Annotated in this window: 21 protein-coding genes; 11 read left to right on the top strand and 10 right to left on the bottom strand. The window is 53.6% G+C overall.

Annotation, left to right across the window (positions count from 1 at the left end):
* Positions 1-192: 192 nt before the first annotated feature.
* Positions 193-957: a PDC sensor domain-containing protein gene (locus tag ABLQ08_RS03240; RefSeq protein ID WP_352939524.1), complete on the bottom strand. Its 765-nt coding sequence runs from the start codon at positions 955-957 to the stop codon at positions 193-195.
* A 408-nt stretch (positions 958-1,365) separates the two neighbouring features.
* On the opposite strand from ABLQ08_RS03240, the gene ABLQ08_RS03235 reads away from it, so the two are divergent.
* Positions 1,366-2,316: a hypothetical protein gene (locus ABLQ08_RS03235; RefSeq protein WP_352939521.1), complete on the top strand. Its 951-nt coding sequence runs from the start codon at positions 1,366-1,368 to the stop codon at positions 2,314-2,316.
* A gap of 213 nt (positions 2,317-2,529) precedes the next feature.
* On the top strand, positions 2,530-3,009 hold the full coding sequence (locus ABLQ08_RS03230; RefSeq protein WP_352939518.1) for a hypothetical protein: 480 nt from the start codon (positions 2,530-2,532) through the stop codon (positions 3,007-3,009).
* Positions 3,010-3,057: 48 nt separating this feature from the next.
* Here the strand turns inward: ABLQ08_RS03230 and ABLQ08_RS03225 are convergent, their stop codons facing one another.
* Together ABLQ08_RS03225 and ABLQ08_RS03220 are read right to left on the bottom strand one after the other, a co-directional pair.
* Positions 3,058-3,642 (bottom strand): hypothetical protein, encoded by a 585-nt coding sequence (locus tag ABLQ08_RS03225; protein ID WP_352939515.1) that lies wholly within the window; start codon positions 3,640-3,642, stop codon positions 3,058-3,060.
* A gap of 432 nt (positions 3,643-4,074) precedes the next feature.
* Complete coding sequence (locus ABLQ08_RS03220) at positions 4,075-4,809, bottom strand: PDC sensor domain-containing protein (RefSeq protein WP_352939512.1); 735 nt, start codon at positions 4,807-4,809, stop codon at positions 4,075-4,077.
* Positions 4,810-5,176: 367 nt separating this feature from the next.
* Here ABLQ08_RS03220 and ABLQ08_RS03215 point away from each other — a divergent pair, with 367 nt between their 5' ends.
* Both ABLQ08_RS03215 and ABLQ08_RS03210 read left to right on the top strand, forming a co-directional pair.
* A complete protein-coding gene (locus ABLQ08_RS03215; protein ID WP_352939509.1) occupies positions 5,177-5,797 on the top strand; it encodes a DUF5343 domain-containing protein in 621 nt (206 codons plus the stop codon).
* A gap of 87 nt (positions 5,798-5,884) precedes the next feature.
* A complete protein-coding gene (locus ABLQ08_RS03210) occupies positions 5,885-6,316 on the top strand; it encodes a DUF4145 domain-containing protein (RefSeq protein ID WP_352939506.1) in 432 nt (143 codons plus the stop codon).
* Between the two features lie 115 nt (positions 6,317-6,431).
* Here the strand turns inward: ABLQ08_RS03210 and ABLQ08_RS03205 are convergent, their stop codons facing one another.
* Together ABLQ08_RS03205 and ABLQ08_RS03200 are read right to left on the bottom strand one after the other, a co-directional pair.
* Positions 6,432-7,025, bottom strand: coding sequence for a hypothetical protein (locus ABLQ08_RS03205; protein ID WP_352939503.1), 594 nt, complete (start codon positions 7,023-7,025; stop codon positions 6,432-6,434).
* Positions 7,026-7,545: 520 nt separating this feature from the next.
* Entirely contained in the window at positions 7,546-8,232 is a 687-nt protein-coding gene (locus ABLQ08_RS03200; RefSeq protein ID WP_352939500.1) for a helix-turn-helix transcriptional regulator, read from the bottom strand.
* A gap of 141 nt (positions 8,233-8,373) precedes the next feature.
* On the opposite strand from ABLQ08_RS03200, the gene ABLQ08_RS03195 reads away from it, so the two are divergent.
* Both ABLQ08_RS03195 and ABLQ08_RS03190 read left to right on the top strand, forming a co-directional pair.
* Complete coding sequence (locus ABLQ08_RS03195; protein WP_417714886.1) at positions 8,374-8,862, top strand: RidA family protein; 489 nt, start codon at positions 8,374-8,376, stop codon at positions 8,860-8,862.
* 283 nt (positions 8,863-9,145) lie between these two features.
* The gene (locus tag ABLQ08_RS03190) at positions 9,146-9,775 is read left to right on the top strand and encodes a class I SAM-dependent methyltransferase (RefSeq protein WP_352939494.1); all 630 of its coding nucleotides are present in this window, start codon (positions 9,146-9,148) and stop codon (positions 9,773-9,775) included.
* A 65-nt stretch (positions 9,776-9,840) separates the two neighbouring features.
* Here ABLQ08_RS03190 and ABLQ08_RS03185 read toward each other — a convergent pair whose 3' ends face one another.
* Positions 9,841-10,548: a carbonic anhydrase gene (locus tag ABLQ08_RS03185; RefSeq protein WP_352939491.1), complete on the bottom strand. Its 708-nt coding sequence runs from the start codon at positions 10,546-10,548 to the stop codon at positions 9,841-9,843.
* Between the two features lie 1,146 nt (positions 10,549-11,694).
* Here ABLQ08_RS03185 and ABLQ08_RS03180 point away from each other — a divergent pair.
* Positions 11,695-12,075 carry a hypothetical protein gene (locus tag ABLQ08_RS03180; RefSeq protein WP_352939488.1) on the top strand — a complete coding sequence of 127 codons (381 nt, stop codon included), beginning with the start codon at positions 11,695-11,697 and terminating at the stop codon, positions 12,073-12,075.
* Between the two features lie 71 nt (positions 12,076-12,146).
* Here ABLQ08_RS03180 and ABLQ08_RS03175 read toward each other — a convergent pair whose 3' ends face one another.
* Positions 12,147-12,722 carry a dihydrofolate reductase family protein gene (locus ABLQ08_RS03175; RefSeq protein ID WP_352939485.1) on the bottom strand — a complete coding sequence of 192 codons (576 nt, stop codon included), beginning with the start codon at positions 12,720-12,722 and terminating at the stop codon, positions 12,147-12,149.
* 104 nt (positions 12,723-12,826) lie between these two features.
* Between ABLQ08_RS03175 and ABLQ08_RS03170 the strand changes: the two genes are divergently transcribed.
* Complete coding sequence (locus tag ABLQ08_RS03170) at positions 12,827-13,162, top strand: ArsR/SmtB family transcription factor (protein WP_352939483.1); 336 nt, start codon at positions 12,827-12,829, stop codon at positions 13,160-13,162.
* A complete protein-coding gene (locus tag ABLQ08_RS03165; protein ID WP_352939480.1) occupies positions 13,152-13,625 on the top strand; it encodes an SRPBCC domain-containing protein in 474 nt (157 codons plus the stop codon). Before ABLQ08_RS03170 ends, ABLQ08_RS03165 begins: the two co-directional genes overlap by 11 nt.
* Positions 13,626-13,700: 75 nt before the next feature.
* Here ABLQ08_RS03165 and ABLQ08_RS03160 read toward each other — a convergent pair whose 3' ends face one another.
* Positions 13,701-14,990, bottom strand: a complete 1,290-nt coding sequence (locus tag ABLQ08_RS03160) for an MFS transporter (protein ID WP_352939477.1) — start codon at positions 14,988-14,990, stop codon at positions 13,701-13,703.
* Between the two features lie 317 nt (positions 14,991-15,307).
* Here ABLQ08_RS03160 and ABLQ08_RS03155 point away from each other — a divergent pair, with 317 nt between their 5' ends.
* Positions 15,308-16,819: an ABC-F family ATP-binding cassette domain-containing protein gene (locus ABLQ08_RS03155; protein WP_352939474.1), complete on the top strand. Its 1,512-nt coding sequence runs from the start codon at positions 15,308-15,310 to the stop codon at positions 16,817-16,819.
* 24 nt (positions 16,820-16,843) lie between these two features.
* Here ABLQ08_RS03155 and ABLQ08_RS03150 read toward each other — a convergent pair whose 3' ends face one another.
* Complete coding sequence (locus ABLQ08_RS03150) at positions 16,844-18,226, bottom strand: amidase family protein (RefSeq protein WP_352939471.1); 1,383 nt, start codon at positions 18,224-18,226, stop codon at positions 16,844-16,846.
* A 448-nt stretch (positions 18,227-18,674) separates the two neighbouring features.
* Positions 18,675-19,181, bottom strand: a complete 507-nt coding sequence (locus ABLQ08_RS03145; RefSeq protein ID WP_352939468.1) for a PilZ domain-containing protein — start codon at positions 19,179-19,181, stop codon at positions 18,675-18,677.
* Between the two features lie 466 nt (positions 19,182-19,647).
* On the opposite strand from ABLQ08_RS03145, the gene cysQ reads away from it, so the two are divergent.
* A complete protein-coding gene (gene cysQ / locus ABLQ08_RS03140; RefSeq protein ID WP_352939465.1) occupies positions 19,648-20,466 on the top strand; it encodes a 3'(2'),5'-bisphosphate nucleotidase CysQ in 819 nt (272 codons plus the stop codon).
* Positions 20,467-20,506: the final 40 nt, after the last annotated feature.

The raw sequence follows: 20,506 nt of genomic DNA, 5'->3' as shown, positions 1-20,506 counted from the left end.
TATGCACTTGGTTTTGGATCTAAGGCTGTACTAGACGCCTATTCATCGAATGGTATTTCCGATGATGATCTTGCGAAACTTGTAGAGCTGGCCGCCTGTTCCACAGGTGAGCCAGCCTCTGCAATCTGGTTTAGGGCCATGGCCGATCAGACCTGGTACCGCGATTACCGCGCCGAAGTTGCAAAGCAGTTTCTAGTTGATATCGACATCCACAGCTGCAGTATCCGGGAGGCCGCGAACACTCACACTGATCAGGGGAAAATCTGGGCTCTTTCTCCAGACGACAGAAAAAACTGAATGTTCGTACCGGATCACGATTGATCCGTCTGACTTCATTCTGTTGGCAGTTCGCTTGATCAGGTCTGGCAATATCTTGGACTCTGGTGGGAACATCGTGACAATCGTTCCATCTTCCTTGAGAGCCAACGACCAGCAGTCTCCACATTCGCTCTGCAAATCAACAAGCGCAAACGGCGCAGTGACCGCCACAAACGTCAGGTCCTTGTGGCGCTTCACGATCGGCACAAACGACGAACCGGATGTGCGCCCGATGACCTGCTCTCCAATAACCAGATCCGAAGCAGCAATAGCCTCCTTGAAATAGGTCCGGTCGGAAAGGTCCAGCGGCAGAACCGGGTATTTGTAGCTGTCATGAAGCAGCTGCCCGTCAGGTCCAATGACAAGGATTGCACGCGCGCCAGGCACACCGGTTTCAAGCCGTCTCAGCTCTGTATGAACAAGCCGATCGACCGTCACCGAAGATGTGATAACCGCCGCGTGGTCGAGCGCCTGGTCGGCGGCAAACAACATCCGTTCCGCCGCGAGCAAATTTATTCGCGCGGATTGGGTTGTTTCATCAATAAGGGAGTTGATTTCTTCGACGTTTGGGACTTCCTGCGCCGAAGCGGATCCGACTAAGAATGTTGTGAGTGCAATAACCGCCAGAATTCGTTTCACTATTTTTCCTCACCCGTTCGAAAAGACAGACTTCCGCACACATTCCAGGCGGCTATCATGGGTGAGTGAAACATGTGTGATTTTGCGTGCTGAGCTAAGTAAGAAGAATTCCTGATTGCATTTTTCTCTTTTTGATTGCGAGAGTGACAACTACATCTATCAAGTGGGGCAACTCAAATGAAAAAGACCTTTGCAGTGATCATCGCCATCGTGGCTATCCTAGGCTCAATCTCAACCTCTTATGCGCATAGCGGTGGATGTCGGAAAGACAGTCCAAAAGGCCAGTGCTGTCACGCGGGTAGCAAACCGCTTCACTGTCACAAGTGAACATTATTCCTTTTAATCTGATCAATAAACTGAACTTGGTGAGGAAACTTCCTCATTATGAAATCCTGCGGAGGTGACAAATTGGCGTGGAGCCTTAAACCCGGTGACAAGATTGCCCGAAAAGATCTTCACAATGAATTTGAAGGAAGCCGCCAAGGTGGCATGACTTCAGCAGCCAACCAAACGGAAGTGTTCCTTTTCACAGACAAGAAAATCGGCGAGCAACATGGGTACTTTGACGGTTGGCAACCCGATGGCTCCTTTGACTACACCGGGACTGGCCAGCGAGGAGATCAAGAGTTCAAGAGTGGCAACAAAACGCTTCTCAATCACTGGATATCCAATGCTCGTGTGAGATTATTCGACGGAGCAAAAGGAGAGATAACTTATATCGGTGAATTTGAGCTCGACCGAGAAGCACCCTTTAAATATGCGGATGCGCCAGAAACGAACAATGGGCCGCTGAGACAGGTTATCGTTTTCAAACTATGGCCAGTTGACAAGAAACTTCAGCCGCTCAATGAGGTCGCCGACCAGCCCAATGATCCAACTCAGGGCACCTCGTCAGAGGTCGTAGATCTCGAAAGACACAATGTAGACGCCTATTCAGTAAGTGAAGGAGAACGCAATCAGTTCGCGGAAAGAAAAGAAGCTAAGCTGGTGAAAGCCTTCTTTGAGTTCTCTAGGAGAAACTCTATTTCCGCAAAAAGGAATAAGATAAAAATCACGGGCGAAAAAAACGTCCTTTTCACCGACGTCTACCTGCCAGATCTAAGCTTGCTGATAGAAGCCAAAGGCACGCCTACTCGTGAGGCTATTCGAATGGCCATTGGACAGTTGACGGACTATCGTCGGTTCTTGGCTAGTGCTGACCCAAACTTACAGTGCGCAATTTTGCTACCGAGCAAACCGAGAGAAGATCTGCTTGAGTTGATTAAGTTCGCAGAAATGACGGCGATCTGGCCCGAGGAACAGGCCTTTGTTTCGTATCCCAGAGAGGTACTGCAGCAGACTGCTGATCAAGCTGCTTGAATGCGATCAATCAGTCTTCGAGGGCCGGATTCGCATAATTTGCAATATGAAATCTTCTGAATGAGTTGGTCGCTGCGCTTAATGTTAAACGAGCGGAATGTCGGGTATGAGCCGATTGTGTTGCAAAAGTCATGACTTATGCACTGTATTTACCTCACACTCTACCCGCGCTATCAAGCATTCGGCTGAAATTTTCTTTGAAAGGTTGTTGAAATGAATTTTCGAAAGATATTGATATCGGAAAATCAAATAATAAGAGATGACGGCGCTCTTTATGACAGGCTGGTCATCGCGGATGCTGTCTATACAAAAGACCCTAAAAACGACATGAAAAGATTTCGTTCGAAGGCAATAGTAAATATGCTTATAATTTTCTTTGCAGTGATGATTGGAATATACTTTTACTCAGAGCCAGAAGCACGTGAAAGATTTAAAATAAAATCAGTGCCATTACTTACAATCGGTCTGGTTTCTTGTATTGCCTGGCGTCATTTTCAATCAAAGAGACTAAACGAATTGTACCCACGTTTTACGATTCATGGGCTTGGTAGTGTGGACGGTCCGGTATTACTACAAACGAACGATGAGGATTGGGCTAACGCAACCACCTTGAAGCTCCGCGAGCTATCGGATATTTGTACTGGAAATTGGGATGTAGACTCCTCATCTAGGATGATCACCCAAAAGTCATGACTTTTGAACCAAGCCAATGACCGCTTTGAGCCCGTTACAGACGTTGACCTAGCCTTCGGTGCGCTTGAGTAGGGAAAGAACTCTCGGCCCATAGGTCAGTGCGAAATCCGATCCTCTAGAGCCCAAGTCCACACCATGAACAGCCTCGCTCATGACAGGCATCAGATCATGCAACAGCATGACTGCTTCCTTCGGTATAGCCCCTTGTTGGCCAAGCGCATCTGCCAAGGTTCTCAGTGTACGAGGCCGCCCACGCGAATCTGGCTCCAACATTACGTCTTCTGCAATCTGTCGGAGACGCCGTTCAACTTGTACGCGAAGCATTGCGATTGCTAAGTTTGGGTCGCTGCTTTCGAAGTACTTGAACGCAGCTAAATCCTCTTCGTCAGCAACAGCGTCAGACTGATCTAGCTGACGTTCCACTTTTGCGAAAACGACCTCGAAGCCTCCTGGTGCACTAATTCGTTCGACTAGACCAACAACCCAAGGCACTACGGCCAAGGCCAATGCTCCGGCAGCAATTGGTGAAATCTCTTGCCAGAAGGTGTCGAAAGCAGCGATCAATAAACAAAAGAGGCTGAGCGCTAGTTTGGCTCGATGACTGTGCCAAACAGAATATAGAAAGCTATTCATACTAGATCGGATCCCCGTGAACGCCTTCTTCGTAGCATTCTGTTACAGCCAATCCAATGGCAACTTCGTCCGCACTGCGGACATTTGCTTTGCTGAAGTGGAGCGCCTGTATTTTTACCTAAGTTGCCACCTTGACTTGTGCGAATTGCGATCAGTCTTCCGGTATTCGGCGGAATTCTCCCGCTTTGGGTAAGGTGACAACTCTCGGAAAGAATAATGAACTAGTTGCCACCTTGAATTTGCGCGGTGTTTGATTTCATTACGTAATTTCAGTTGGCATTAACTGCGCGCCTAGCACTCCGGCCATTTTGTGCCAAATGAAGTTGCGCGCCTGGTTTTGGCGGTGATCAGCACAAACGGCAGAAAACCGCCAAAAATCACTTAACCCCACTTAATCCCGGATATCTCCTAAATGCCAAGTGTTCTTGCGCGTTACAGGAGGCCGCGAACGCTTACGCTGATGACCGGGAAATCTTGGCTCTTTCTCCAGGCGATCGCTACAACTGAACCTAGGTAGCGGGTAACACGCGTTCCCGTTGACGCTTTCGAGTTTGTTGCGATCTCCAACAGATTTTTCGAGGCCTGCATTTCAGGCGTAAACATTGTAATGATCCGCCCGGTGTTCTGGAACGCCAGTGACCAACAGTCGCCGCACTCGCTTTGTAAATCAACCAGCGCGAAAGGAGTGGTGACGGCAACAAACGTCAGGTCGCCATGGCGCTTTACGATTGGGACGAACGATGATCCGGACGTGCGCCCTATGACCTGTTCTCCAATAACCAAATCCGAAGCAGCAATAGCTTCCTTGAAATATGTACGGTCGGAAAGATCCAGTGGCAGAACAGGGTACTTGTAGCTGTCATGGAGCAGCTGTCGATCTGGTCCAATGACAAGGATTGCACGCGCACCAGGCGCACCGGTTTCAAGCCTTCTCAGTTCCGTATGAACGAGCGGATCGACCGTCACCGAAGATGTGATAACCGCCGCGTGGTCGAGTGCCTGGTCGGCGGCAAACAACATCCGTTCCGCCGCGAGCAAATTTGTTCTGGCCGATTGGGTTGTTTCGTCTATCGGGGAGTTGATTTCTTCTACGTTTGGGATTTCCTGCGCCGATGCGGATCCGACTAAGAATGTTGTGAGTGCAATAACCGCCAGAATTCGTTTCACTATTTTTCCTCACCAGAGCAACGGGACAGACTTCCCCCTTCGTACAGGCGGCTATCACGGTGGGCGTGACTCGGTCTAAAATTGAGACCGCTTTCCCAGTCACACAATTCCGATAATTGAATTTTTTACCGCATAGGCATCCTGCAAAAAAAACCAAGCGGACATGCCACATATGATAGCAAGAACCTGGAAACTACCAGACGCCCTGATGCGTAAAACGATGCTACTCGTACTACAGCCGGTAGATTTCTGCTCAAAAGCTGTTTGTTTCGGCAGCCTTACAATAAGGCTATCGATAGCTTCCAGCTCCTCACTTGCCTCCTAGGATGATACATGGCATCTGTTAGGTGTAGATGGGGAAAATGCAATGAGTGATGTAGTTTACACCACAGTACCGGGAAAGATTTCGACACTACTCTCAAAAATTAAGGAAGTCGGTGTTCCGCCTAAGGTCACGAATGCTTGGCTCAAGACCATTGGTTTCAAATCCAGCAATGACAGTACTCTGATAGGCATACTAAAAGTAGCAGGGCTTGTTGACAGCAGTGGAGTGCCAACAGAGCGATGGAGTAAATACCGAGGGGCGCGCGGAAAGATTGTGCTTGGCGAGGGCATCCGGCAGGGATACGGTGACCTGTACGCAGTGTATCCAGACGCGCATTCGCGTTCGAACACTGAACTTGAGCACGTCTTCAGCTCCAGCTCGAAGGCTGGCAAGCAGGCGATCCAGAAAGCCGTATCTACCTTCAAAAAGCTAGCTGCCGAGGCCGATTTTGAGAATACTATCGTCGAGAACGATACGCACATCGAAGCTGAAACGCGACACGCGCCGGCGCCCGACCTGAAGTCCGCGGCTAAGGCGGGTGCCAAGTCCAAGGCCCCTTCGCTACATATCGACATTCAAGTCCACGTCTCCTCTGAAGCCTCGGCTGAGCAGATCGACCAGATTTTCGCAAGCATGGCCAAGCACCTGTACAACAGGAGCTAACTTGGATCAGTTGCAAAAAACATTGCGCACGCAGCACAGACAGTCCAGCAAGAGATAAGTGCGACTTTGGGGCCTCCTGAAGAGGGCATGCGTGCGAGCAACGCGAACGCCGTAGTGCCGTCAATCCTCTTTAAAGGCACTCGTGGTTACCTAGAGAAGATTTCGAACCAAGCTAACGGAGCATATTCGCAGGGATGGTTTGATGCCTCGGCAGTCATGATAAGGAGGCTTCTAGAGACTCTCATTATCGAGGCGTTCGAGAACCACGGGCGGGCGGCTGAGATACAGAATCGAGATGGAGATTTCCTCTTTCTCAAAGACCTGATTTCGAAGACGATCGCGTGCACGGCTTGGAACCTGAGTCGGAACACGAAGCAGGCTCTGCCCCATCTCAAGGACGTCGGCGATAAGTCGGCCCACAGCCGCAGGTTCAACGCAGTTCGAAATGATCTCGACTCTATCAAAGCTGACCTGAGATGCGTTGTAGAAGAGTTGTTATCTCTCGCAGGGATGCGCTAATTCGAATCGATTCGGCATGAGTGAAGATTGAGCAGGCACTGACTTGATTCAACGAAATTCCAGTGCCGGATTCGCACAATCTGCGATGTGAACCCTTCCCAAATGACTTGGCTAGCTATTGTTTTTTCTCGTGAATGAGTTCGATATGGGAGCCACCTTCTGAAAGCGTATCCATGAGAGTCAACCCAGACTTTTGCAGGAGCTCTTTCCAGATTTTTTCACTGGCATCATAAGCCTCGCAAAAGAAACTGGGTTCAAGACTACGCTCCCAGTCAGCCTTGAGGTCGAGCATTCCCAATAGCTCCTCCTCCGTCGCCTCCAATTCCTCCTTGAATTCCTTGTACTCTGGCTTCCCGTGGGCGAGCGTGTCGCGGAAATCTTTCAGGGCCTGCAGATACAAGTACGGTGGGTCGCTGAAGTCCGGAGATATTCCCAGGATCTCGAAGACCCTTCGAACCTTTTTCATCGCCGGTTTCCATTCGTCCCAGCTGTTGCCTTCTAGATGATAGCCTAGAAAGTTGAAGCGCGCTTCATTTGCAAAGGCTAACATTGTTGCTCCTGCCATGACCTCGAGGCCTAATCCACTATGGTCGCCCTTGGCCGACTTGCTTTCAATCAGTCTTTTGAAATGAAATGCCGCATTTGAAAGGTCGTTGTGAATAAAGATTCTTTCGTGTGCATGAACCTTAAAACGTCTTACGTCAGTCATTGGAAATCCTTAAAATAAGTCTGCGAGTTGAGGATCAAAAAGTTGCCACCTCAATATTGCCTAACAAAAACGACAGTACCAGTTTTGGCAGAACTCCGCGATTTCTGGCAAGGTGGCAACTCAGCTAAGATAGTACGAAATAGTTGCCACCTTGAAGTTACGCGACTGTTGTTTTCATTAGGTAATTTCAGATGGCGTAAATCTGATGTACGGTGTTTTGGTCACTTTGTGCCAAATGAAGTTGCGCACTTGTTTTCAGAGATGATCAGTGCAAACGGCAGAAAGTCGCCAAAATCCCTCAATCTCACGTAGTCCCGGATATGTCCTTAGTGCCAAGTGTTCTTGCGCGTTACATGATCAGCGATAGTGAACTGCCAGATCTTTAATCTATTGATGTGAGGTGGCGATTCTACCCGCAAAGAAATGCTCTTAAGTCGACGATCAAAATCGTTTCCTGCTTGAACCTGTTTCATCTGGTTACAAGCCCATCATCCCATTCAACACCCCCACCCCCACACACTCACTCACACTGCTTTTCCCGGTCAAAATATTCCCGCAACAGACCGACGCGTTTGGGGCGGAAGGATTCGTCCAGGAAGTCGATCGACTTGATCCGATCGAGGCGGAACATGCGGAAGTCATCGCGCATGCAGCACCAGGTGATGAGGGCCTGAACGGCGTTGAAGAAATAGATGCTGAGGGGCCAGACCTTTCGGCTCGAGAAGCGTTCGCTCAGATCCAGATAGCCGAGCTGGACCGCCTGTTCGTTCCAGATCGCTTCCCGCAGTCCGGGAATGTCCACGTCAGAAGAGGGGGCATTGCGCAGGATGTGGCTGCCGACGGTCGCGTGCCGCAGCCGCTGGCGCATGTTTTCCGGCAGCGTTGCTTCCAGCTTCACCATGGCGTTCTGGGCGGCATAGGCAAATTCCGAATTGCCGAGCCTGGAAACGGTGTGCAGGCCGAGGGCCAGTGCCTCCACCTCGTCGGCTTCGAAATGCATGGGCGGCAGCGACGGGTCTTCGGTCAGCGTGTAGCCATATCCCGCCTCGCCATCGATGACCGCGCCGGAAGAGCGCAGGCTTTGAATATCGCGGTAGATGCTGCGTTCCGAAATCTCCATTTCCGCAGCCAGCCGTGATGCGGTCACGGGCGAGGGCAGCCGCCGCATGACCTGCATCAGGCGAAGAAGGCGATCAGAGCGGCTCACAGAAGACCTCCGGTTACATCGTGCCACGACCAGAACAGTTTCAGCATAGTCATGCTGACAGGTTTTGTCAGGAGGCAATTGATATCCAGACATGGCGAGGAGCTGACCCAGCCCCAGGAAAAGAAGGCCAAGGAGCCCGGTATGTCGCGCCTGACAATCATTTTCTCAATACTAGGAAGTCTCATCATGTCTCCAACGTTCACAGCTTCTGCCGAAGCAGGCGAAACCGCAGGAAAACTCACCATTGTGAACCCGGAAAAGCTTCATGACCCATCGGTTCACGGCTACAGCACCTCGGTGGTCGCACCGGCGGGTGCCCGGGTCGCATATATTTCCGGGCAGGGCGGCGCGGATGCGAGCGGAGCTTATTCGCCCGACTTTGCCGATCAGGTGCAACAGGCCTATGCGAACCTGAAAACGGTTCTGGATGCACTTGGCGCCAAGCCGGATCAGGTGGCAAAGCTGACGGTCTTCGTGGTCGATCACGACCCGTCGAAGCTTGGTGTGCTGACGCGGAACGTGACGGCCATTTTCGGCGAAGCGTTGCCGGCGCAAACCCTGGTTCCCGTTCCGAAACTGGCAATTGACCCGATGCTGTTCGAGGTGGAGGCGGTGGTCGTTCTGCCGTAATCAGAACTGACGCTTTACACGCTCCAAACACATTGCACGGACCGTATTTCCACCAGCCCTGACAAGTGTCGGGTCTGGTGGAGATTTTCTTTTTCGAAATCACGTGTCTCAGAAAGACAAAGATCCGGTTTGCGAGACGGTTTCTCGTCCGGTCTTGCTGTAGTTGACTTTGTGGCGGGGAGACTGTTCGGTCATTGCAACGGATTATCGGACAAGCGGTCCTTGCCTGGTCTGAGGTCACATCATTCGGTTCTATGCGTTGGCGCGAAGGAGGCAGGAGCAGATGAGTTCTGAAGATATGCCGGGTTCTGAGACGAAAGACGACCGGACCCTGCAGTTCTATTCAAAAGAGGCACCTGTCTATACCGCGAGCGGAAAGGGCGGCGTCAGTCGGCATCTGACCGGGTTTCTTCAACGCCTGCCAAGTGGGGCGAAGGTTCTGGAGCTTGGATGTGGCGGCGGCCGCGATGCCGAAGCGATGATCGCGGCCGGGTTTGACGTGGAGCCAACGGACGGAACCCCGGAAATTGCCGCAAGAGCAGAGGAACGGCTGGGGCGCCCGGTGCAGGTCATGCGTTTTGACCAGCTGTCTGCCGAACAATCCTACGATGCCGTTTGGGCAAACGCCGCGCTTCTGCACGTACCGCGTGGCGCCTTGCCCGGCATTCTGGCGCGTGTCCGCACGGCCTTGAAACCCGGGGGGGGTCACTTTGCCAGCTTCAAGGGTGGCGGCCGTGAAGGCCGCGACACCTTCGGCCGGTATTTCAACTACCTGTCGCGCGAAGATCTTGTCGAGTGCTATCGGCAGTCAGGCGACTGGGAAACCGTGTCGATTGTCGAATATCCTGGCGGCGGCTACCAGTCGGTTGCCGAGGGTCCCTGGATCGCGATCACGGCAAGGCGGCCGCTCTGACACCCCGCTCCCGGATGCGGGGGGCGGTGCCTGTCTTGCGCGCCGAAGCGGCCGCCCTATGCAGCCTAAACAAATTCGACCTTTCCGGTTGAAATCTCGTAGACCCCGGCAACGGACCCGACTTCTCCGGAACTGTGCATTTTCGACAGGATCGGTGTCGCGACAGTCGCTTTTTCCGCGTTCATCTTTGCATTCTGCTGAATAGCTGCGCTCAGCAGGTCGGGCGGATTTTTCGGTATGACATCATAGACCGCGGGCCGGATGGCATTGACGAGGCTCGGGAGGTGCCCGCCGGGAAGCTCCCGGTCCTGAATGGACTTGATCGTGGCATCCACGGCACCGCAGGAAGAATGACCCAGTACGATGATGGTTTTGACGCCGAGGACCGCAGCACCGAATTCCAGGCTCGCCAGTCCATCTTCATTGATGAAATTGCCGGCAACCCGCACGACGAAAATGTCGCCCGGTCCCTGATCGAAGATGAGTTCGGGTACAACGCGTGAGTCCGAGCAGGCAACCACGGCGGCGAAGGGCTGCTGGCCGAGGGATCTCAGCGTTCGCCCGTGGGAGTGGTCGGTATAGATCGGTTCATTGGCGACATAGCGGGCATTGCCATCCTTCAAACGCTGCAACGCCTCTTCCGGCGTGGCGGGGCGGGGTTCATCGTCCTGTGCGGACGCGGCCGTCGAAAAGGCCGCCGCGGCGGTGAGCGCGAACCCGCCTGCAACCAGGCCCCTGCGGCTGATGGTATTCCTTGAACAATCCTTGCACATGGTTACCTCTTCAATGTTTCACCGGACCTGATGAAAAATGTCGCCGGTGCTGTTCGTCTTCATCCGAACTTTCACTGAGTGGGCTCAATCTCAAGCGGCGGAACATGTCCGGTCTCATGAAATTCACCCATGTTGCATGCGCAACGAAACCAAGCTGCACCAATGCCGCGAAGTGATCCCGGGAAATCAAAATGGCCTGGATGCAAGGGAGGTTGTTGCGCTGCAATAAATTCGGGAGTCAAAAGTCAGGCTTTCTGAATAAGAGTTGGAGAATTAAGAAAGATAATCTATCTTTTCACATCTTTTCAACAGGCGTGATCGTATTTGTTGAAAGAATCATTTCTATGTAGACGCAGCGTAAAGAAATATGAATACTAAATCCACTGCCGGTCGTTACTTGATTTTGTCTTAGCTGACAGGGGTCTTGGGGCGGTCAAAGCAGTAGCTCATGCCCGCGGTGGCGGACGCTATTCTTACGAATGGTTGTGTGCCGAATGCCTTGGGGATTTCATGGGTTGTGCCGGGAGCGGACAAGTGACGCGAGCGGTGCCCCGGTGAACCGATAACAGCGGGTCATCTGTATGTCGGCGCGTCTTACGGAACCTACGGGTTGCGTGGCCGTGGACCGGGCCTCCTTAAATGGAGACCACGGTCACAGTTAAAAGCGAAGAATGGCATTGCAGCGGATCTTTCGGGTTTCGGCGTAATTTCAAAATCTTCCTTTAACGCAGGGGGGCGCTGGCTACGGCCGGCGTCCTTTCTTTTGTGCCGGGCTGTTTTCTGTTGGTTGGAGCTAACGAAAACAGGTGCGTTGCCGTGGCCACCAGAAGAACATTTCCTTCAACAGACTGTCGAACCGGATTTTCATTGCCCGTCAAAGGCAAGCCCGGTTTCCTCAGGCGGGACGCCGATCATTGGCAGGCGCAACGTGTGCTTCCTTCTGTCGTTCTGGTTTGGGGAGGCAGAAGCGCTCAGCTCCTTTCGTGATTTTTTCGACACCCCGCCATTGAACCTTCCTCAGGAATTGATTATCTGGAATTAAATACGAACGTATTTAATTGTTCAAATCGAAGCTGCCTGATCAGGTCCGGGCAATGGATGTTCGATCGGATTGGAATCCGGCAGCCTAAAGGTAAGGGAAACTTGATGACGGTTGGGCCAGAGAAATTCTTCTTCCTGGTGGCAGGTATATGCGCCCTCGCGGGGATGGTGCTCGGTGGATCTGTTCTGGAAGGAGCTTACGAGTTGCAGGTGGTGCATGTGCACTTGCTCCTGTTTGGATGGCTTTCGAATGTAGCTTACGGGCTGTATTTCCAGTGCAATCCTGCACTGTCGCGAACGAAAGTTGCCTGGGCTCAGTTTGGTTCCGCTGTCGTCGGAACAATTGGGTTGAGCGTTGGCTTTGTTTTCTACGGTGAGGAAAACATGACCTGGCTCATTTGGGTCGGTGCCAATTTCGCGATGCTTTCCGCTGTTCTGTTTCTGGTTTCTGTGCTGAGAAGTTTCAAGGCAACCCGTAATGCTTGATGTCCGAAGTGTTGCTCACCTCGATGTGCAATCAAAGGACAATGACAACAGCTTGGGGGAGGCGCACGGAATCAGCGCCTCCTGTAAATCGTCATCACCACGCCGTTTTCCGTGTGCGCATTCTCAATCAGCTTGAGGTTCCTTGCGGCCGTTCCTGTTTCAAACAGCCGTTTTCCGTGTCCGGCAATGACGGGGAAGGTCCAGAGCCGGAACTCATCGATGAGATCATGGGCCAGAAGCGTCCGGATCAGATCCGCGCTGCCATGCACCTGGATGAGCGGTCCGTCCTGTCGCTTCAGATCAGTGATTTCGACCGGAACGTTGCCGCTGACAAGGTAGGAATTGCTCCAGTTGAGATCCGGCTGACCACGCGAGACGACGTATTTGCGGGCCGCGTTCATCATGCCGGCGGGTTCTCCCTCCGCCCTGGTCCAATGGGCTGCGAAAAGGTCGTAGGTCTTCCTGCCGAAAAGCATGTCATAGGGAGACGCCATTGCCACGCGGCCGACCTGCGCCATGACCTCGTCCCAGAACGGCATTGCCCAGCCCCCTTGGTCGAAACCGCCGGACCGGTCTTCGTCCGGCATGCTGGGGGCCTGCATGACTCCGTCGAGTGTTTGAAATGTCAGAATGGCCAGATTTCTCATGGTTTAAAACCTCCTGGTTTTCGAGCGCAGACCCGCAGACAGCAGCTTAACGCGTCGAGAGTTTTATGTTACCATCTAGTTATCTAACCATATGGTGAAATAAAGTGTCTACTGATAATTTGAGCCTGACCCTGTCTGCACTTGCCCATCCGGCGCGGCGATCCATTCTGGCGCGGCTGTCGAGCGGAGAAATGACGGTTGCGGAATTGAGCGAACCTTTCGACATGACCGGCCCGGCGGTTACGAAGCATTTGAACGTCCTGGAACGGGCAGGACTGATCGAGCGCCTGCGCGATGCGCAGCGGCGGCCCTGCAGGCTTCGGCCGGGCCCACTCAAGGACGTTTTCGATCTTGTCGATCCCTACCGGAAGTTCTGGGACGAGAGCTTCGACAGGTTGGATGAGCTTCTCGCGGAACAGGGAGCGGAAAATGCCGGTTGATGTCAGTTCCCGCTCAGCGCCGGATGTTCACGAGCTCGTATTCTCACGCGTCTTCGCCGCGCCTCCGGCAACCGTTTTTCGCGCGTGGACGGATCCTGACCAGCTCGTGCGCTGGTGGGGGCCGAGGGATTTTGTCCTGACCATCCAGTCGATGGACGTGAAGGTAGGTGGAGTATGGGAGTACGTCCTGCACGGCCCCGACGGAACCGACTATCCCAACAGGGCGGTCTTCGAGGTGGTTGAGCCACCGAGGCGGCTGGAGTTCTTCAATTCCGGGGGACATGTCAGCGACCGTCACCTGACCTGCCGGATGATTGTTACATTCGAGGACAAGGCAACGCAGACCCTGGTGACGTTGCGCATGCAGTTTGAGACCGAAGCAGCTTTGGAACGCGCGCGGATGCGCGGCGCAGAACAAGGCGGAAGGCAGAGTTTCGAGCGGCTGGTCGAATGGCTGGCATGAAGCAGGCAGGGGGCGATGACCTTCGGGGTGATCTCGGCTGATCTTATGTGGGACCCTGACCTCAGTCGGGCCATGTTATCGCACCGAATTGTTCTTGGTCTCTTTCGAAAACAGCACGAACAGAAGGTGCACCAGCGCAAGCGAGGTGATGTAGTAATCCAGCGAATAGATACTGCCGGTCAGCCGGTAGATCCCCTGGCAGATGATCGGTGTCAGGCCGCCTGCAATCGTGAGGGCTGCATTGTAGCCAATGGCGCCGCCGGTACAGCGGGTCGCGAACGGAAACATTTCTGCGATCGCGGTGGTTAGGATTGACGCTGTCGGCGCCAGAGCGATTCCGTAAATGATACAGGCGATGATGACGTTGATGAGGCTGCCTGTCTCGATGAGGTAGAAGATCGGGTAACTCAGCAGTATGAACAGGATTGCTCCGGCGGCCATCACCGGTCTGCGTCCAACCCGGTCTGAGATGTGGCCGCAAACGGGAATGAGAATGGTTGCGACCAAAAGGCAGAAAACAATTGCCAGATTGGCTTCCTCGAGGGTCAGTTTGATCTCATGGGTCAGGAACGATGGAAGGAAGCCGAGAACGAAGTAGTTTCCCATCGCCATCATTATGCCGTAGCCGAAAGAAGTGAAGAGCAGACGGGTCTGTCCGGTCAGCGACTGTTTCAGGGGTGCTTTGACGAGCTTCTTTTCCTTTTTGTGCGCCAGAAAAACCGGCGACTCATCGATGGTCGACAGCAAGAGCGCAACAACGGCGCCAATCACCAGGAAAGACAGAAAGGGGATACGCCAGCCCCAGCTCTCGATCTGTGCATCGCTCAAGCGCGTGGTGATCAGGAAGAACGATAGAATACCCATTAAGAAGCCCAGAAAGACACCGGACATGACACTGCTTGAAATCAGCCCGCGGCGGGAGTCATCCGGATTAAACTCGATCAGGAGCGCGGTGGAATTGGTTGGTTCTGCCGAAATCGCCATGGTTTGACCGATACGGATTGCAAACAACATGACGATAGAGACAGCGCCAATTGTATCGTAACCCGGCATGACACCGATTGCGGCCGTACAGAGAGACGACAGAATAACGGTGGCAAGAAGGGTGTTCTTGCGGCCGTGGCGATCCGCAAATGCACCGGATATGACTGCACCAAGAGGACGAAAGACGAAACTTATCGCGAAAATCGCAAAATAGAGGAACAAAGCCGTGTAGTAGCCGGCGAAGGGAAAAAACACCTTGGACAGGATCGGGGAAAAATATGCGTAAAGCGCAAAATCGGCCCACGCGATCGTGTTGCCCAGTATGACCGAGACGATGATCCGGCGGTTTTCCCGGGCTTGAAAGCGGGACGTTTCCTCCATTGCTGATTGCCCCCCCTGCCAGCTGCAGCTGTCGATATGGTATCGGCGGGAGAACTGCCGAACAAGTGGGGTGGAATCCGGTTTCCGGCGGACCCGAATTTTCGGGTTGACCGTTCACCTGCACCCCACTAGGTTTTGGCCGTCCAACGCAAGAAGAAAGGAGGGCCCGATGAATTTTACGCGCTACCGCGTCCGCGGTCCCGTCTTCGCCCCGCAAACGCGTTTGTGGGGCTGATCGAAGGACTGTCCCGTCACGACGATCTGCCCTGAATGCAGCCGTTTAGGCTGAGCATTTTTTGGATTGGACTACGTGACTCATGACTTTGATCAGCCTGCGCAATGTTGGCGTAACCCTTAGCGAACCGCTTTTTTCCGACATCAACCTGACCATCGCCAAGGGCGACCGGATCGGTCTTGTGGCTGCAAATGGCAGCGGCAAGTCCACTTTGCTCCGGGTAATCGCCGGGGAAGGTGAACCCACTCACGGCGAAATAACGACATCCCGCGGTTTGCGGGTCGGACTGGTTTGTCAGAATGTTCCGCAGGAACTGCTGACGCTCTCCATGTATGACGCTGTCTTGTGCGCCCTGGACGATGACCAGGCTGAAAACGAAAGCTGGCGTGTCGACATTGCCCTTGAAGACCTGCAAGTCCCTATGGACCTCTGGCACCGACCGCTTCAGGCCTTGTCCGGCGGTTGGCAACGTGTTGCACTCCTTGTCCGAACCTGGGTTCGAGAGCCGGATGCCTTGCTGATGGACGAGCCCACCAATCATCTGGACCTTGGCCGTACAGGTGTTCTTCAAAGCTGGCTTGAAACGACAGCGCATGGCACGCCATTGCTGGTTGCTAGCCATGACCGTGCCTTTCTGGATGCAGTCACGGACAGAACCTTCTTTTTGAGACCGAAAGGCTCGCAGCATTTTTCGCTTGCCTACAGCAAGGCGCGCCAATCGCTCGAGGAAAGGGATGCCGCGACCGCGCGCCAGTTCGAAAAGGAAATCGGCAAAGCCAATCAACTTCGGCGGCAGGCCGCAAAACTGAAGAACATCGGCATCAATTCAGGATCCGATCTGCTCCTGAGCAAAACGAAGCAATTGAAGGAACGAGCCGAAAGAATAGAAGAAACCGTGCGTCCCGCCTTTAATGGAAAGTCATCGGGCAAGATCCGATTGGTCAATTCGGGAACCCATGCGAAAGCTCTTGTCTCGCTGGAAGAAACGGACATCAGTGTACCTACGGGCAGAACCTTGTTTCGGTCCGGGCGATTGTGGATCAACCGCGGGGACCGGATCGTCGTGCTCGGCGCAAACGGTACCGGCAAGACACAGTTGTTGAACCGGATGATCAGGGCGCTAGAGGGAAACGACACGAGCATTCGTATTGCGCCGTCGGTTGTCCCCGGTGTGTCTGATCAGGCCTTGTCGCAACTGGACCGGTTCTCCACCCCCATGGATGCGGTAACGCGAAGCAGCGACGTTGGTGACCGCAACGCCCGTGCGCTGCTCGCTTCCAGTGGTATCATCATCGGCATGCAGGAGAAGGCGATATCCGCTTTGTCAGGCGGACAGCGCAGCCGACTTGCCATGCTGCTGCTCCGGCTGACGCAACCGAATTTCTATATTCTGGACGAACCGACAAACCATCTCGACATTGAAGGGCAGGAGGCTTTGGAGCGGGAGCTGCTCGAACACGACATTTCAGCCTTGCTGGTAAGTCACGACAGGGCGTTTGTCCGAATTGTCGGCACCCGATTCTGGCTGATCGACGGCAAGCGCCTCGTTGAAGTCGACGAACCGGAAACCTTTTTTGACAGTCAGATGCAATAGCGCTTTCCGGCCTGGCAGGGGCGTTCAGGCCTCCGCAAGCAGGGTTTCGATGCCGATGCCGATCCCGAGAAGCTCAACGTCTTCGCCTGGGCGGCCATCAATCTCCAGACCGGTGGGCAGGGCGCTGCCGCCGGTCCGTTTCAAGGGAAGTGTCAATCCCGGGGCATCGCAAACGCCGGTCGAAGCAACGTTGCGCATGAATGTCGGCAGCGTTGGAACGGCTTCGCCGTTCAGCAACACCGTTTCCTCGGCCCCCTCAATGGGAGGCGCTTCCAGCGGTGTCGTTGGAAAGGCAAGAATATCCAGCTGATTGGTCGCAAGCATTTCAAGATAATCACGCCGGATTTCGGTCATCCGGATGACAGCGTCTTTGTAATCAGCAGGCGACGGCGCACCGTCGCCCAAAACCGCATCGGTGTAGACGTCTTTCACATCTTTTCCCGCGATCCTTTCCACTATCTCTTCCAGACTGGTTCCCGGCTGATATTGTGCCAGAAAGCCGGTCATTGCGGTTTTCATTTCATGGAACCCGATTGGAAAACCGACCTCGAAGCTTGCCGTGCTGATGGGCGTGATATCGATGTCCTTCAAAATGGCGCCGGCACGTTCAACCTGGTGGAGCGCTTGTTCAACAGCGCTGCAAACGCCGGGCGATAGATTTTCGAAATAGGATGTTGGCAGCCCTATGCGAATGTCCGTCACCGGGCGCTGCTTCGCGGCAGCCTTGCCGGTCATGACCGCGTAGAGCAGCGCAGCGTCGGAAACCGTTTGCGCCAAGGGGCCTGCGACATCGAACGTTGGAACGGATGGCACAATGCCGGTCTGGTCCACCAGAGAGCGGGTTGGACGAAAGCCGGCGAGCCCGGTCAAGGCGGCTGGTACCCGGACCGATCCCGCAGTATCCGTTCCAAGTCCGCCGGGGACGATGCCTGCGGCAATTGCGGCCGCCGTTCCTCCGGAAGAACCGCCCGGAATGCACATCGGGTCAATCGGATTGTGAACCGTGCCGAACGCCGCGTTGTTCGATGTCACGCCGAAGGCAAGCTCATGCATGTTTGTCTTGCCGATAATGACGGCACCTTCGGACTTCAATCTGGAAATAATGGGTGCCGATGTCGAGGGCACAAAATCGATCCCCGCTGTTCCCGCAGTCGTGCGCAGATCTTGAACATTGATGTTATCCTTGATCGCCAAAGGCACGCCGGCGAGCCGTCCGGGGGTATCTCCGGCAGCGATGGCCTGATCAACCCGAAGCGCGTCAGCCAATGCACCTTCCGGATCAAGAGAAATGAAAGCGTTGAATTCCTGAAACTCTTCCGCCTTCGCGAGAGCCTCCGTTGCAAGAGACTGAGCGGATACCGCCCCGCTGTGAATACTTTCCGCGATGCTTAGAAGAGTTTCGGACATTTGAATTCCTCACATCAACGCTCCGGTGGATTGGAGCGGGAGTTGTGACACTTTGAGCGATACAATCTCAAAACAACAGATACGAACGCCCCGGCACACGGTTCGCGTTAGATTAGAACTCCCGCGCCGTTCCAGGCAAACCGGCCAAGACAAGAAGCTCTATGATGAATGCCTGAAAGCAGTTGAGGTTTTGGAACCTGCTGAGCGTGTGCTTCTGTCGATCAAGCGGCCGCAATGTTTCCAGCCGTTTGGGAACATCCTGGAAACTTCTGAAGAATGTGAGGTTGAGGTTCGGGGGCGGTGCTTGTGACGAACTGTTAGATCATCTGCGAATTCTGCACGGACGGAGAGAATTCCCGAAACGCAAGAAATTCGCACCCGTGCGAAGCGCCCTGAGGGCGCTTGCAGGACCAAACGCCAATCCTGGAGAGATAGGTGTGACCTGCTCTTAGCGCCGTTTGCCGAATGTCGGTTTCCCGCTGCCGGTCCGGCGTGGTCGGCTAAGAGGCTGTCCTGGTTCTACCGGCGTGCGTGTGTCATCGCGTCTGCGATTGAAGAAATTGCTGGTGCTGTCGACGAAATCGTCATCATTCTTCTTCAGAGCTTCCTCTGATGTTCTCAATGACTGTGAACGTTGTTGAGCAACTTGCCGTCTTTCACCGACGAATTCGACACCGCAGCGCAGGCCTTCTTCCCAGCGGCGCTCGCAGCTGACTTCATAGTCTTCAAGGTCTATATAAAGTTCAAATTCCTTCGGCAGCATGTAGGCCTGTTCGAATTCGAGCATTGCCCCACCTTGAGAAATGTTCCTGACCAGGCACGGAATGGATCTCAAGCCGTTTTGGAACACCATCTTCCCTTTTTTGAAGACACGGGCCCGCCGATCGCGTTCAACAAATTCGCGTTCTTTTTCTTGCTTCGCACCGGAGTGTGGTGCTGGTTTGACGTCCGACATTCTGGTCTCACATCCAATCGTGCCTCGAAAGGCAAACTTGCTCTGTGACGCAGACCTTACCAAGGAATGCCTTGCCAATCCGTGAATCAGAACAAGGACTCATGACCTGAAATACAATTCCGTCGCAATTGAACTGAGATGACGTAAAGGTTAGGTTGTCCGCTGCGAAGCATAAATAATGGAATTTGCCAATTGAAACAACAAATTAGCGTATAAATTGTATCAAGGTAAAATTCAACCAATTTCGCGGAGTATTTTTCTCGTTCCGGCACGAGGTAATTTGTCTACTTGAGTCGCGGAACAAATGCCCCTATGCCGACCGAAGAGGGCTCGAAGCTTTTTCTTTTCCGAAGCATTCGTGGAACGACATTCCTTGAATTGATACACATTGTTCCTTTTATTTACGGGCAAGCCAGACAAGCGAAATAGACGCAATTCTCAAAAAGTTGCGCAAGTTGAGGCGTTGATGACAGAAGACCAGATATCCTTTTTGAACCGGCTCGCGATCCGTGCCGGCGAGGAAATCTTGAAGATTTATGCGAAGCCGTTTGAAGTTGAGAACAAGACGGACGGTTCTCCTGTTACCAAGGCTGATGCTGCGGCGGAGAAGATTATTCTGGCGGGACTTGCCGAAATGTTTCCAGACATTCCGGTGGTAGCCGAAGAATCTGTCGAAGCCGGCGACCTGCCGGCCGTTGGTGAACGTTATTTCCTGGTCGATCCACTAGATGGGACTAAGGAGTTCCTGAAAAAGAACGGTGAATTCACGGTCAACATAGCACTTATTGAGCACGGCGTTCCGGTTTTTGGCGTGGTGTCTGCACCTGCGCTCGAAGAAATATTCTGGGGCGGAAAAAGCGGCGCGTTCAAGGCCAGGATCGAGAACACAGACGTTGTGGATGTCCAGTCGATCTCGGTTCGCACGCCACCGGAAAAGGGACTGAGCGTTCTTGCCAGCCGGTCTCACTTGTCGGCGGAGACCTCGGCACTCATCGATCGGCTGAACGTGGCTGAACGGGTGTCGGTGGGTTCTTCCTTGAAACTTTGCTGGGTGGCTGCAGGCAAGGCAGATCTTTACCCACGTCTGGCGCCGACCATGCAGTGGGATATCGCGGCAGGCGATGCGGTTGTGCGCGCAGCTGGCGGCCGCGTGGTTTTGGCCGGCAACGGTGCTGACTTCGTCTACCGGGTTCCGCAAAACGCCACCAAGGATGACTTGCGCAACCCGTATTTCATTGCGGCGGGCTGCAAGTCACTGCTCGCCGATGTTGCCCCGGCTGCCTGACCCCATTGCGGCTGACAGGTTCTGCAATTCAATTCAGTAT

Source organism: Roseibium sp. SCP14, from assembly GCF_040329475.1.
GTDB lineage: Bacteria > Pseudomonadota > Alphaproteobacteria > Rhizobiales > Stappiaceae > Roseibium.
Note: the sequence above shows the minus strand (reverse complement) of the source record. Positions and strands in the feature narration are given on the sequence as shown.